Raw genomic sequence first — 12,681 nt, 5'->3', positions numbered from 1 at the left:
TCACGCGGCCGTCACTTGCGCGCCGGTTATCTCTTCACATATGTGAAGCCACGGAGGTAAGGACGATGACCGTACATGATGAACAGGCGGGATTGATCCTGCTGGTCGAGGACAACCGCCAGATTGCCGAGATGATCGGCGAATTCCTGGAGCGGCGTGGCTATTCGGTGGATTACGCCGCCGACGGCGTGAGCGGGCTGCACCTGGCGGTGTCCAACAGCTACGACGTGCTGGTGCTGGACCTGATGCTGCCGGGCCTGGACGGGCTGGAGGTCTGCCGCAAGCTGCGCCGGGAAGCCAAGAAAGCCACCCCGGTGCTGATGCTGACCGCCCGCGACACGCTGGAGGACAAGCTGGCCGGGCTCGAGGCCGGTGCCGACGATTACCTGGTCAAGCCGTTCGAGGTGCGTGAGCTGGAAGCGCGGCTGCGCGCACTGATCCGCCGCGACCGCCGCCAGGTCTCCACCGAGGTGCTCACCGTGGGCGACATGACGCTGGATACCGCCACCTTGCGGCTGACCCGCGACGGCCAGGAACTGACCGTGTCGCCGATCGGCCTGAAGCTGCTGGCGATCCTGATGCGCGAGTCGCCGCGAGTGGTCAGCCGGCGCGATATCGAACGCGAGATCTGGGGTGATACGCTGCCCGATTCGGACACCCTGCGCTCGCACCTGTACAACCTGCGCCGGGTCATCGACAAACCTTTCGCACGACCCCTGCTACACACCATCCATTCGGCAGGTTATCGTCTCGCGGATCTCGAATCGGAAGTGGCCTCTTCGCCCCAGATGGCCTGAGCAACGATCACCGCGCATACAGGTAGGCGCACGCAGTTAATGGATAGCAGGGTCAACGCGGTCACGTTCCGGGTGGGTGCCTTCCGCCGGCGCGTCGCGTGGGTGTTCGCCCTGCAGTTCCTGATCGTGGTGATCGTCTGCATCCTGGGCATCTACAACGTCGCGCACACCGCGGTGGTGATCGCGGCGATCGTGCTCACCACCGCATTCGCCTGGCTCGCCCTGCGACGCGAGTGGCGGCCGGTGCGCACGCTGGCCCGCATGGTGAACCGCTGGGACGGCCAGCAGCTGGACCCGGAATCGTTGAACCTGGACCAGTGGTCCGCCAGTACCGATGCCGATGTGGCTTCGCTGGCGCAGGGGCTGCACGGCTTCGCCACGCGCCTGGCCAGCTACAACCAGCGCGAGCGCAATTTCACCCGCGACGCCAGCCACGAGCTGCGCAGCCCGCTCACCGTGATCAAGATGTCGGTGGACATGCTGGCCGAGGAGGATGGCCTCAGCGACTTCGGCGTGCGCTCGGTGCGCCGGATCAAGCGCGCCGCCCGCGAGATGGAGGTGCTGGTGGATGCGCTGCTGATCCTTGCGCGCGAGACCGACAGCGCGGCCGACGACCAATATTTCATTGTCAACGATGCATTGCGCAAGGAACTGGATTTCGCCCGCGAGCTGCTCGCCGGCCGCCCGATCGAGCTGCTGCTGGAGGAGCCCACCCGCTTCGCGCTGCAGGGTTCGCCGCAGGCGTTCTCGGTGCTGTGCTGGCAGCTGATCCGCAATGCCTGTCAGCAGACCGAGCAGGGCAGCGTGGTGGTCTGCGTGCTGCCCGGCGTAGTCAGCGTGCGCAATCGGGCCGCACCGCAGCTGCCCGGCGGCGATGGCCGCCCGGTGCGCGCGCGGAGCGCGGACCGGCACGGTTTCGAGCTGGCCATCGCCCAGCGGATCAGCGACCGGTTTGCCTGGCCGCTGGAACTGCAGACGGGCCAGGGCCAGGAAAACATCGCCCGCATCCGCTTCCCGCATCCGCTGCCGGTCGACGCAGCGGCGGAATCCGCCGTGTAGGGCGGGCACGGCCCGCCGGTTCTTTCGATTCCGCAGCGCCAGGCATCAACCGGCTTGCAGCGCCACCGTGAATGCGCAGCCGGTCTTCGCCTTCACTTCGTCCAGCGTCACGCCGTCGTTGAGTTCGATCAGGGTCAGGCCCTTGCCTTTCTCCACCGCGAACACGCACAGGTCGGTGATGATCAGGTCCACCACCTGCTTGCCGGTCAGTGGCAGGTCGCAGGCGTCCTTGATCTTCGGTGAGCCATCCTTCGCGTTGTGCTCCATCAGCACCACCACGCGCTTGACGCCGCTGACCAGGTCCATCGCGCCGCCCGGGCCCTTGACCATCTTGCCCGGGACCATCCAGTTGGCCAGATCGCCGTGCGCGGAGACTTCCAGCCCGCCCAGGATCGACAGGTCGATGTGGCCGCCGCGGATCATCGCGAACGACTCGGCGCTGGAGAAGAAGCTGGAGCCGGGCAGGGTGGTGATGGTCTGCTTGCCGGCGTTGATCAGGTCGGGATCGAGCTGGTCCTCGGTCGGGAATGGGCCGATGCCGAGCAGGCCGTTCTCCGACTGCAGGGTGACGCTGACGCCGTCGGGGATGTAGTTCGCCACCATGGTGGGAATGCCAATGCCCAGGTTCACGTAGAAGCCGTCCTGCAGCTCCTGCGCGGCGCGTTTGGCCATGGCCACGCGGATCGGGCTTTCCTTCGCACCGACCACGCCGGCGAGCGTGCGGAACTCGATGCGCTTCTCGTACTTCGCGCCCTGCACGATGCGGTCGACGTAGATGCCCGGCACGTGGATGTTGTTCGGGTCCAGCTCACCCACCGGCACCAGGTGTTCCACCTCGGCCACGCAGATCTTGCCGCAGGTGGCGATCATCGGGTTGAAGTTGCGTGCGGTCTCGCGGAACACCAGGTTGCCGTGGGCGTCGCCCTTCCATGCCTTGACGATCGACAGGTCGGCGCTGATGGATTCCTCCAGTACGTATTCCTTGCCGCTGAACACCTTGGTTTCCTTGCCCTCGGCCAGCTTGGTGCCGAACGCGGTGCGCGTGTAGAAACCGGGGATGCCGGCGCCACCGGCGCGCAGCTTCTCGGCCAGCGTACCCTGCGGGGTCAGGTGCAGTTCGAGTTCGCCGGCCAGCACCTGGCGCTCGAATTCCTTGTTCTCGCCCACGTAGGACGCGTACACGCGCTTGACCTGGTGTGTCTTCAGCAGCGGGCCCATGCCGAAATCATCCACGCCGGCGTTGTTGCCGACGATGGTCAGGCCCTTGGTGCCGGCCTCCAGCAGTGCGCCGATCAGGTTCTCGGGGATGCCGCACAGGCCGAAACCGCCGGCGGCGATGGTCATGCCGTCGGCCAACAGGCCGTCGAGAGCTTTCGCGGCGCTGGGATAAACCTTGTCCATTGCTGTGCCTTCCTGCAGGGAGAGTCAGCTGCCAAGGATACGACGGATTGAGCCTGACCGACCTTGTACCAAGGTCCGAGGCTCGTGGGCCCGCGTCGAGATTCGGCCGTTGCGGCAATCTTCCAGCCGGCTCGAATCCCGTAGTGGCGCCGCGGCGAGGCCAGTCCCGACTCCGCATGAAAAGGTGCTTGACGCAATCAATTACGCGTGTAAACATTAATTCACTTACACATGTAAACGGTGACTCATGGCGATCAGCGAAGCCGAAGCGGTAGTGATGGACGTGCTCTGGCGCGAGGCGCCGCGCACGGCCGAGGAGATCCTGGCCGAAGTCGGCCCGGTGCAGGGCTGGCAGGAAGGCACGGTGAAGTCCCTGCTCAACCGCCTGCTGCGCAAGAAGGCGGTGCATGCCGAACGCGACGGTCGCCGTTACCTCTACACGCCGCTGCTGGCGCGCGAGCAATACGTGCAGCAGGAAAGCAAGGGCCTGCTCGACCGCCTGTTCGGCGGCCGCGTGGCGCCGCTGGTGGCGCACTTCTCCGAACAGCGCAAGCTCACGAAGAAGGACATCGCCGAACTGCGCAAGCTGCTGAAGGAGCTAGATGATGAGCAGTGAGCTGGCCGCAATCGACTGGCTAGGCTGCGGCTGGCTGCTGCTGCTCGCGTTCACCGCGGCGGTGCTGCTGGTCGCCGCGCTGCGCAGGCCATGCCGCCGACTGTTCGGCACCGAGCGGGCGTTCCAGCTGTGGCTGCTGCCGCCGCTGGCGATGCTGGCCAGCCAGTTGCCGCATGTGGCTGAAGCACCGGTCGTGGTGTTGTCGCCGGTGGTGATCGCGATCGCCTCGGCGGCGGCCGCATTGCCGGGGTACGGGGTCCAATCCGGTGCCATCGACTGGCGCGTCCTTGCCGTGCTCGCCTGGGTCACCGGCAGCGTGTGCAGTCTGTTGCTGGCCGCGCTTGTGCAGCAGCGCTACCGCCGCTGTCTGCGCGGAGCCACCGCCGTGAATGTCTCCTCGTCGCGCTGGCCCGTGTTGCGTGCCGTCGGTACGGATGTCGGCCCGGCGCTGGTCGGCGCCTGGCGCACGCACATCGTGTTGCCGGCAGACTTCGAGCAGCGCTACGACGTCAACGAACGCGCGCTGATCCTCGCTCACGAGACCGCGCATGCGCGCCGCCATGATGGCTGGTGGTGCCTGTTCGCGCAGGTGGCGGTCGCGCTGTTCTGGTTTCATCCGCTGGCCTGGTGGGCGCTTGCCGCACTTCGCCACGACCAGGAACTGGCCTGCGACGCCGCCGTGCTGCGCGAACACGGTGAGCAGCGGCGCAGTTATGCGAACGCGATGCTGAAGACCCAGTCGGCCGCGTTCGCGCTGCCGGTGGGGTGCACCTGGTCCCCCCGTCATCCACTCACGGAGCGTATTGCCATGTTGAAACTGCCTTCGCCAAATCGCCTGCGCCGGAACGTCGGAACAATCGCCGGCTTTGCACTCGCCATTGCCGTGGCCGGTTCGGTTTATGCCGCCAGTGCGCCGCAAGCAGAGCGCATGGCCTGGAAGGTCCAGGCGGATCATGCGGCCTGGAAGGTCCGGGGTCCGGAGTACCAGCTGGACATGCAGGTCGAGCTGTCGACTGATGATGGTCACAAGGGTGAGGCCCAGAGCGTGGCGCTTGCGTTGTGCGTGGCACCGGGCAAGACAGCAGTGGCGAACGTGGGCAGCTTGATGGTGCAGGCGACCCCCGTTGCTGTTGGCGACCGACAGGTGCGTATCGACCTTGCCGTGGGCAACACAGGCGCCTCACCGCTTGCGCGCAGTCAACTGCTTGGCACGCTCGGCCAGAAGTTGCACGCCGAAGGTACCGGAGTCGACGGAATACATGCATACGCCATCGACGTCACGCCGCAGGCCGGCTGTCCGGCGCGAGCGATTGCCGAAGCTTCCCCGGTCAAGGTCACCGAGCACGTCACCAACGGCACGGCGCGTGCCGTGGCGGAATCGATAGCGGCAAAGGCGGGCTGGACGCTCGTCAACCCGGACGCGCTGGTTGCTGCCCCGGTCACGCTGTCGTTCAACGAGATGCCTGCGGGCACGGCATTGCAGCGGGTGGCCGACCTTGCCGGCATGAAGCTGGTGCTGGACGGCGAGCGGGTACGCTTCGCGCCCAAGTGAGCAACCGGACACCGGTATACTCGTGCCGTTGTCCGGAGAACGCCCACGTGAGACCGCACCACCTGTTGCTTGCCCTTGCTGCCTTCGGGATCACAGCCATGAGCCACGCCGCCGTCTCGCCCGTGCTGGTGATCCACGGCGGCGCCGGCGTGATCAAGCGCGACATGACGCCGGCGAAGGAGCAGGCGGTACGCGCGGCGATGACGCAGGCGTTGCAGAAAGGCTACGCCGAGCTCAAGGCGGGCAAGCCAGCGCTGGATGCGGTGGCTGCGGCGATCACCGTGCTCGAGGACGATCCGAATTTCAATGCCGGCAAGGGTGCGGTGTTCACCCATGACGGCACCAACGAGCTGGATGCGGCGATCATGGACGGCAACACGCTGCGTGCTGGCGCGGTGGCCGGGGTGCAGCGGGTAAAGAACCCGATCCTGTTGGCGCGCGCGGTGATGGAACATTCGCCACACGTGATGCTGTCCGGCGCCGGTGCCGAGGCCTTCGCGAAGGAGCAGGGCATCACCCTGGTCGATCCCTCGTACTTCCGCACCGAAGCACGCTGGCAGCAACTGCAGAAGGCGCTGAAGGAAGACGCCGCGAAGCAGCCACATGCGGACGTCGAGACGGCCAAACACTTCGGTACGGTTGGCGCGGTGGCGCTGGACGCACAGGGCCGCCTTGCCGCCGGGACATCCACCGGCGGGATGACCGACAAGCGCTGGGGCCGCATCGGCGATTCGCCGATCATTGGTGCCGGCACCTATGCCAATAGCGGCTGCGCGGTCTCCGGCACCGGCTGGGGCGAGTTCTACATCCGCACCGTGGCCGCGCACGAAATCTGCATGAAGGTGACCCAGATGCGCGTGCCGCTGAAGCGTGCCGCCGCCGAGGTGATCAACCAGGAAATCCCCTCGATGGGGGGCAACGGCGGTGCGATCGCGCTGGACGCGCAAGGCCATATCTCGATCCCGTTCAACACCGACGGCATGTACCGCGGCTGGATCGGCGCCGACGGCGTGCCGCACGTGGCGCTCTACGGCGACGAGGACGACGGCACCGCCGAGCTGCCGGCGCCGGCCGACAGCGTCGCGCAGCCCTGAGGGCTGCACGGCGGCGGGGCAAGGCGGCGGGCGCTGTCCGCCTACAAAATTTTGTGCAGCTGCGCCGGCGTCAGCGCGCCGCTGATGCCCAGGCGGCTGCCGTCGGCGCGGATCACCAGCACCCGCGGTGTCTCGCCGCCCCAGTTCGGGTCGAGCAGGAAGTTGGTGCGTTCGGGTGAGGCCTCGGCGTAGGCGCGCGCGGGATAGACATCCATCTTCATGCTGTGCAGGCGCGCCTCGATCGCCGTGCGCAACGCAATGCTGTCGGTCGTCACGGTGACCAGTTCAAGCTCGTGCGGATGGGCACGCTGCAATGTCGCGAGCGCTTCGAGGTTCGGCTCGCAGTAGGCGCAGTCGAGCGACCACAGCGCGAGGATGCGCGTGCCGTGCGCCGGCGGCTGCAGCAGGGCGGCAACATCGGTGGCGGCCAGCGGCTGCAGCGTGCCGGCACAGGCCAGCGCCGGCAGCCACAGGGCGAAAGCGAGCAGCAGGCGCTTCATCGTGGTACCTCGACCAGGCGGAAGCCGGCGGCGGTGTTCCAGGCCACGAACGCACGGCCCTGTTTCAGCAGCAGCTGCGGCGAACCCACCGCACCGCTGCTATGGGAGATGTCGCGGGGCGCGTCGAAGTGTGCGCCATCGTCGGTCGAGCGGCGCAGCATCAGCGTGTAGCCGTCGGCACCGACCTGGTTCCACACCACCCACACGGTGCGCCCGTGCACGGCCACGTCGGCGTGGCTGGCGCCGCTACCGGCGATCGCCAGCGCATGTTTCGGTGCATGGCCGGGATCGAGCTGGCCGTACCGGATCGTGGGCTGGCCCTTCGCCTCGTACCACACGGCGTGGCGGATGCCGTCGGTGCCGATCGCCAGGCCGGGCCCGTGGTGCGGGCAGCCGGCGATCTGCCAGTCGCTGAAGGTGGCGCGCGCGACCCGGCTGGCCTGGCCGTCCGTACGCAACACGGCATACGCGTGGTCGCGGATGTTGTCGCCGTAGATGCCGCGGAAGAACGCGGCGACTTCGCCATCGGGCATGCGCGCCAGCGCGATGCGGCAGCATTCGCAGCTCTGGTCGACCAGCTTGCGCTCGGGCACGAAGCTCTTGCCGCCGTCGTCCGACCAGCTGTAGTAGATCGCGGCGCCCAGGTACGGCTTGCCGGCGGCGGTGACCGCGATCAGGTCGCGCTTGTCGATCCAGGCGATCACGATGCGGCCCTTGCCGTCGACCGCCAGCGCGTCGAAGCGGTGGGTGATTTCGGCGCGGTCGTGATGCACGGTCAGCGGCTCGCTGAAGTGTTCGCCACGATCGGTCGAGCGGGCGAAACGTACGAAGCCGGTCCACGGTGCGGCGCGCGGCTGCGACCAGCTCACGTAGATTTCGTCGTGTGGCCCGAACGCGATCTTCGGGCGGTTCTCGCCCTCGGCGTAGATGCGTTCGGCCGTGGCGTTCACCTCGACCGGTGCGCTCAGCGTGCGGCCGTCGTCGTCGGAATGGCGCAACCGCACGTGACCATCCGCCGCATCCACCAGCCACAGCCGGCCGTGGCTGTCGAACGCCGCGCTGGCGCCCAGCTCGGGGCCTTTCGGCATTTCCATGCGCATGCCGTCGTGCGCCAGCAGCGCGGGTGACAGCAGGCAGAACAGGGTAAACAGCAGGTGGCGCATGAGTGTTCCTCGGGCTTCGCTCCTCCCCCTGCAGGCAGGGGGAGGTTGGGAGGGGGTGAAGCTTTTGACTTTGCGATCAAGAGCGACCCCACCCCAGCCCTCCCCTGCGAGCAGGGGAGGGAGTAGTGCGCGCAGGGCTTGGCAGCTTTTCACAACTCCCAGCGCAGTTCGCCGAACCAAGTGCGGCCGGCGTAGGGATGGTAGACCCAGTACTGCTCGTTGGTGAGGTTGTCGACGCCGAGCGCGGCGGTCCAGCCCGGTGCGAACTTCCAGCGCAGTTTCGCGTCGGCCACGGTGAAGCGGCTGACCGCGCCGTAAGTATCCATGTAGTCGCTGTTGTCCAGCGTGCCGTACTGGCGGCCGGAGTGGCGGATGCCGAGCGAGGCGTCCCACTGCGGTGCGAAACGGTAATCGGCGAACACGCTGGCGCGGACTTTCGGCATGCGCGGGAAGGTCTTGCCGTTGGCCAGCGGGTACTGGTGATCCTGCAGCGTCTTCGCGTCATTGAGGGCGAGGCTGGCCTGCAGGTCGAGGCCGTCCAGCCAGAGGTCGGTGAGGCCGAGCTCGCCCTCGATGCCGCGGCTGCGCATCCTGTCGATGTTCTGCACGCTGGTAACGGTAGGGGTGACGGTGATGTCGGTCTGCGAGTACAGCGAGTTGGCGATGCGATCCTGGTACAGCGAGACGCGCCAGTGGCCGTGCTCCAGGTGGCGGGTCAGGGTGAGGTCGGTGGACTCGTCGGTCTCGGGCTTCAGCGCAGGGTCGTTGTTGACGATCGCGTTGGCCGACAGGCTGCCCTGGAACAACTCGGTCACGGTCGGGTAACGCACGGCCTTGCCGTAGGCCAGGCGCAGTTCCCAGTCGTCAGCGAGATCCCAGCTCAGCGCCGCCTTGGGCGAGAAGTCGGTGCGCCGGCGATCGGCGTAGCGCAGGGTGTCGAATGCGTTCGCGCGCAGGCCGCCGTAGGCGCGCCATTGTTCCAGCCGGCCGCCGAGGGTGAGCGCCCAGGCGTCGGCGAAGCTCCACACGTCCTGCAGGTACAGCGCGCGGGTCTGCGTGCGGCCGGCGAACCCGCTGATCTGCGCGCCGTCGGCATCGCCGAGCCAGCTGCTGGCGTTGCGCACGCGGCTGTCCAGCACGTAGCGGTCGCCGTGCATGCCGGCGTAGAGCATGTGGCGCTCGCCGAGCGGTCCGGAACTGCGCAGGTCGAGCGTGTCCCAGCCGGAGCCGGCCTTGTCGGCGATCGTGCCGGGTCCGCCGCTGGGCCTGCCGGGTTCGGCCAGGTTGGCCGTGGCCGCCTGCGAGCGCAGGAAGTCGTAATGGCTGGCCACCGCGGTCCAGCGCCAGCCGTTGTCGAGGTGGCCGTTCAGCTCGACGCCGTACAGCAGGTGGGTGTCGCTGGCCGAGGAGGGTGCCAGGCCGCTGGCGGGCAGCGTCCAGGTCTGCCCGGCGGCGCTGATCGTGCCGGCGGCGACCGGGTGGCCGCCGGCATCGCGGATCAGGCTGCGGGTACGGTCCTCGGCGCGGTTGTGCCACCAGCCCACGGTGAACAGCGCGGCGACGTGATCGGTGATATCCACGCCGACCTTCAGCTTGGCCTGGTCCTGCACCGTGTGTTCGATGCTGTTGGCGCCGTACACCAGTCGCGGCGAGCCGTTCGGGTTGTGGTCCAGCACGGCACCGCTGACCGGCACCGCGGCGGCCGCATTACCGCCGGCCTTGGCGGTGGCGTACTGCATCGGCTGACCATGGTTGTTGAGCCGGCTGAGTTCCAGCAGCCAGCTGAAGCGCCCCTGCTTGTCGCCCAGCGTGGCGGCGGCCTGGTGGCCGCTGTAGTGGCCGCCGGCGCCATACGCATCATGGTAGTCCTGGCTGAAGAACTGGGTGCTCGCGCTGGCGGTGAACTGCTGCGGCAGCACGGTGTGGATCAGCACGGTGCTGCCCAGCGAGTTGCCCGGATACAGCGCGGAATAGGGGCCGTACAGGATGTCGACCGCACCGATTTCCTCGGGCGCCACCATGCCCCAGCGCGGCGCGCCGTCCCAGCCGTTGGTCATCAGGTTGGAGAGCAGCAGGCCGTCGGCGTAGACCAGGCTGCGCGCGCTCTGCAGGGTGCCGGCGTTGCGGCCGCTGACCACCGCGTTGGGATCGCCGATGTAGCGCTTGCGCACTTGCATGTTCGGCGCGTACTTCAGTGCGTCGGCGCTTTCGGTGAGGTTCTGCTGCTGCAGTTTCTGCCGCCGGATGCGCACCTGCACGCTGGGCGTTTCCATCACCATGGTGTCGCTGGCATGCACCGAGACCGGGGCGAGCGTGGTGGTGGCGGGGGCGGGTTCATCGGCGGCCAGCAGCGGGCTGGCGGACACGGCGAGTGCGACTGCACAAAGGCCGAGCGGTAGGGTGTTCAAGACGACACTCTGGATGGGGATCTAGGGTTGCAAGGATAGTCCGCTGCCGTGCGCACGACAGATGGCGCGTTGTCGCAGCGGGGGTCGCCGATGGGATGCGCGGACACGCCAAAAGGTGCCCGATCCGGGATGCGCTTCTATACGTGGCGCCAGCTCACTCTTCGCGGTCGGGGCGTTCGCGTACCGGGTGCTTGCTCAATTTGCGCTGCAGCGTGCGGCGGTGCATGCCGAGGCGGCGGGCGGTCTCGGAAATGTTGCCGTCGCATTCGGTGAGCACGCGCTGGATGTGCTCCCACTCCAGCCGGCGCAGTGCCAGTGGTTGTTCGGGAGCGTCCGGCAGGTCGTTGTCGTCGATCTCGTTGTCGCCGTCGAGCAGGGCGCGCACCACGGCGTCGGCGTCGACCGGCTTGGCCAGGTAATCGTGGGCGCCGCGCTTGATCGCCTCCACCGCGGTGGCAATCGAGGCGTAGCCGGTCAGCAGCAGTACGCGCAGGTCCGGCACCAGGGTGTGCAGCTCGGGGATCAGGCGCAGGCCGTTCTCCTCGCCCAGTTTCAAGTCGAGCACGCAGTAGCGCGGGTTGTGCCGGCGCGTCAGCGCACGCGCCTCGTCGAAGGTGCTGGCGGTGATCACCTCGAAACCGCGCGAGCCGAGCGCACGCGCCAGCACGCGCAGGAAGGTGGTGTCGTCGTCGACCAGCAGCAGCGGGCGCGCCGTGACGGCATGGGGCAACTCGGTCATCGGCTATGTTCCCTGAAAGTGGATCAGGCGCCCATTCTTGCCGGAAGCGGCGACACTTGCACGTCCGGCGGGCTATTTTTCGGCGATCACCGCCAACGGCAGGCGCAGGCACACTTCGGCGCCGTGTTCGGCATTGCGCGCGATCAGTTCGCCGTTGAGCCGTTCGGCGGTGGCTTCGGCCAGGGCCAGGCCGATGCCCAGCCCGGTCTGCTTCTGCGAGTAGCCGAGCAGGGTGAGTTCGCTGTCGGTGGCGAAACCCGGGCCATGGTCGCGCACGTTCAGCTGCAGCCAGTCGCCGTCGCGCGAGACCTGCAGTGCCACCGCGTGCGAGTGATTGGCGGCCGAGGCGTCGGCGGCGTTGTTGAGGAGGTTGAGCAGCGCATGGCGCAGGCCCGGCGGAGTGCGCAACACGGTATGCACGATGTCCTCGTCCAGCGTCGTGGCCAGTTCCGCCTCGGGCCGCAGCAGCTGGAAGCGTTCCAGGCAGCCGTGGATGAAGGCAGCCACTGTGAGCCGTTCCGGCTCCTGCGACAGTTGCGCCTTGCCGAAGGCGACCATCTCGCGCAGGATCGTGCGGCAGCGGTCGACCTGGCCTTCCAGCAGCGCCAGGTCTTCGGCCAGCGTCGCATCGCCGGCGTGCTCGCGGCGCAGTTCGGGCAGCAGGGTGCGCATGGTCGACAGCGGCGTGTTGAGTTCGTGCGCGGCGCCGGCGGCTTGGGTGGCGATCGCCAGGATGCCCTCGTCGCGCAGCGCGCGCTCGCGCACCCGCTGCACCTCGAGCTGTTGCAGCCGCAGTACACGGGCCAGCCGGCTGATGAAGAAACTCAGCAGCAGCGCCATGATCACGAAGTTCACGCCCATGCCGACCACGTGCAGCGTGAAGCGGCTGGGCGAACCGGCGGGCATCGGCAGCGGCAGCGGCACGTACGAGTACAGCAGGATCACATAGGCGACACCGGCCAGCGCGGCCACCGCCAGCACCGCCCGACCCGACAGCGCCGCCGCGCTGAGCGCGATCGGCACCAGCAGCAGGGTGATGAACGGGTTGCTGGCGCCGCCGGTGAAGTACAGCAGGTAGCCGAGCACCAGCGTGTCGAAGGCGATGTGGCCGACCGCCTCCCACTCGCGCAGCGGCCACGGCTGGGTCAGCCGCCATGCGGCGAACACCGAGAACACCCCGAGCAGCCCGATGCCGAGCAGCAGCGGCAGCAGCGGAATGCCCAGGTGCATTCCCCAGGCGCACACCAGCACGGCGGTGCTCTGGCCCGCGATGGCGCAGATCCGCAGCCAGGCGAGCGAGCGCGTCAGCGCGAACGGACCGATGCGTTGGGAGTGCCGGTGCGGCATGGTGG

Annotated in this window: 11 protein-coding genes; 5 read left to right on the top strand and 6 right to left on the bottom strand. The window is 67.9% G+C overall.

The annotated features are described in order from the left end of the window. Nucleotides 1-65: 65 nt before the first annotated feature. Entirely contained in the window at nucleotides 66-797 is a 732-nt protein-coding gene (locus tag IMW82_RS07440) for a response regulator transcription factor (protein ID WP_108470836.1), read from the top strand. A 39-nt stretch (nucleotides 798-836) separates the two neighbouring features. Beyond that, a complete protein-coding gene (locus IMW82_RS07435) occupies nucleotides 837-1,856 on the top strand; it encodes a HAMP domain-containing sensor histidine kinase (protein ID WP_211004154.1) in 1,020 nt (339 codons plus the stop codon). A gap of 45 nt (nucleotides 1,857-1,901) precedes the next feature. Here the strand turns inward: IMW82_RS07435 and IMW82_RS17900 are convergent, their stop codons facing one another. Continuing rightward, entirely contained in the window at nucleotides 1,902-3,257 is a 1,356-nt protein-coding gene (locus IMW82_RS17900; protein WP_211004153.1) for a 3-oxoacid CoA-transferase, read from the bottom strand. A gap of 247 nt (nucleotides 3,258-3,504) precedes the next feature. Here IMW82_RS17900 and IMW82_RS07425 point away from each other — a divergent pair, with 247 nt between their 5' ends. The 3 genes from IMW82_RS07425 to IMW82_RS07415 all read left to right on the top strand — a co-directional run bounded on the left by IMW82_RS07425 (nucleotide 3,505) and on the right by IMW82_RS07415 (nucleotide 6,519). After that, on the top strand, nucleotides 3,505-3,873 hold the full coding sequence (locus IMW82_RS07425; protein ID WP_211004152.1) for a BlaI/MecI/CopY family transcriptional regulator: 369 nt from the start codon (nucleotides 3,505-3,507) through the stop codon (nucleotides 3,871-3,873). After that, complete coding sequence (locus IMW82_RS07420; RefSeq protein WP_211004151.1) at nucleotides 3,860-5,425, top strand: M56 family metallopeptidase; 1,566 nt, start codon at nucleotides 3,860-3,862, stop codon at nucleotides 5,423-5,425. The genes IMW82_RS07425 and IMW82_RS07420 overlap by 14 nt, the downstream gene beginning before the upstream one ends. 98 nt (nucleotides 5,426-5,523) lie before the next feature. Next, nucleotides 5,524-6,519: an isoaspartyl peptidase/L-asparaginase gene (locus IMW82_RS07415; protein WP_211004150.1), complete on the top strand. Its 996-nt coding sequence runs from the start codon at nucleotides 5,524-5,526 to the stop codon at nucleotides 6,517-6,519. A gap of 41 nt (nucleotides 6,520-6,560) precedes the next feature. Here IMW82_RS07415 and IMW82_RS07410 read toward each other — a convergent pair whose 3' ends face one another. The 5 genes from IMW82_RS07410 to IMW82_RS07390 all read right to left on the bottom strand — a co-directional run bounded on the left by IMW82_RS07410 (nucleotide 6,561) and on the right by IMW82_RS07390 (nucleotide 12,676). Next, nucleotides 6,561-7,019 carry a hypothetical protein gene (locus IMW82_RS07410; protein ID WP_108470830.1) on the bottom strand — a complete coding sequence of 153 codons (459 nt, stop codon included), beginning with the start codon at nucleotides 7,017-7,019 and terminating at the stop codon, nucleotides 6,561-6,563. Further along, nucleotides 7,016-8,182: a sialidase family protein gene (locus IMW82_RS07405; RefSeq protein ID WP_211004149.1), complete on the bottom strand. Its 1,167-nt coding sequence runs from the start codon at nucleotides 8,180-8,182 to the stop codon at nucleotides 7,016-7,018. Before IMW82_RS07405 ends, IMW82_RS07410 begins: the two co-directional genes overlap by 4 nt. Before the next feature lie 149 nt (nucleotides 8,183-8,331). Beyond that, nucleotides 8,332-10,590, bottom strand: a complete 2,259-nt coding sequence (locus tag IMW82_RS07400) for a TonB-dependent receptor (protein ID WP_211004148.1) — start codon at nucleotides 10,588-10,590, stop codon at nucleotides 8,332-8,334. Nucleotides 10,591-10,744: 154 nt separating this feature from the next. Next, nucleotides 10,745-11,329: a response regulator transcription factor gene (locus tag IMW82_RS07395; RefSeq protein ID WP_108470827.1), complete on the bottom strand. Its 585-nt coding sequence runs from the start codon at nucleotides 11,327-11,329 to the stop codon at nucleotides 10,745-10,747. Between the two features lie 72 nt (nucleotides 11,330-11,401). Continuing rightward, complete coding sequence (locus tag IMW82_RS07390; RefSeq protein WP_211004147.1) at nucleotides 11,402-12,676, bottom strand: ATP-binding protein; 1,275 nt, start codon at nucleotides 12,674-12,676, stop codon at nucleotides 11,402-11,404. Nucleotides 12,677-12,681: the final 5 nt, after the last annotated feature.

It is taken from the genome of Rhodanobacter sp. B2A1Ga4, from assembly GCF_018101315.1.
GTDB classification, from domain to species: Bacteria; Pseudomonadota; Gammaproteobacteria; order Xanthomonadales; family Rhodanobacteraceae; genus Rhodanobacter; species Rhodanobacter thiooxydans_A.
The sequence above is the reverse complement of the archived record's forward strand: the minus strand, read 5'-3'. Positions and strand labels throughout refer to the sequence as shown.

Bases quoted from the DNA above. Each gene is read 5' to 3' on its own strand.
- IMW82_RS07435 (WP_211004154.1), top strand. From the start codon at position 837: ATGGATAGCAGGGTCAACGCGGTCACGTTCCGGGTGGGTGCCTTCCGC.
- IMW82_RS07420 (WP_211004151.1), top strand. From the start codon at position 3,860: ATGATGAGCAGTGAGCTGGCCGCAATCGACTGGCTAGGCTGCGGCTGG.
- IMW82_RS07410 (WP_108470830.1), bottom strand. From the start codon at position 7,019: ATGAAGCGCCTGCTGCTCGCTTTCGCCCTGTGGCTGCCGGCGCTGGCC.
- IMW82_RS07390 (WP_211004147.1), bottom strand. From the start codon at position 12,676: ATGCCGCACCGGCACTCCCAACGCATCGGTCCGTTCGCGCTGACGCGC.
- IMW82_RS07440 (WP_108470836.1), top strand. From the start codon at position 66: ATGACCGTACATGATGAACAGGCGGGATTGATCCTGCTGGTCGAGGAC.
- IMW82_RS07395 (WP_108470827.1), bottom strand. From the start codon at position 11,329: ATGACCGAGTTGCCCCATGCCGTCACGGCGCGCCCGCTGCTGCTGGTC.
- IMW82_RS07425 (WP_211004152.1), top strand. From the start codon at position 3,505: ATGGCGATCAGCGAAGCCGAAGCGGTAGTGATGGACGTGCTCTGGCGC.
- IMW82_RS07405 (WP_211004149.1), bottom strand. From the start codon at position 8,182: ATGCGCCACCTGCTGTTTACCCTGTTCTGCCTGCTGTCACCCGCGCTG.
- IMW82_RS07415 (WP_211004150.1), top strand. From the start codon at position 5,524: ATGAGCCACGCCGCCGTCTCGCCCGTGCTGGTGATCCACGGCGGCGCC.
- IMW82_RS17900 (WP_211004153.1), bottom strand. From the start codon at position 3,257: ATGGACAAGGTTTATCCCAGCGCCGCGAAAGCTCTCGACGGCCTGTTG.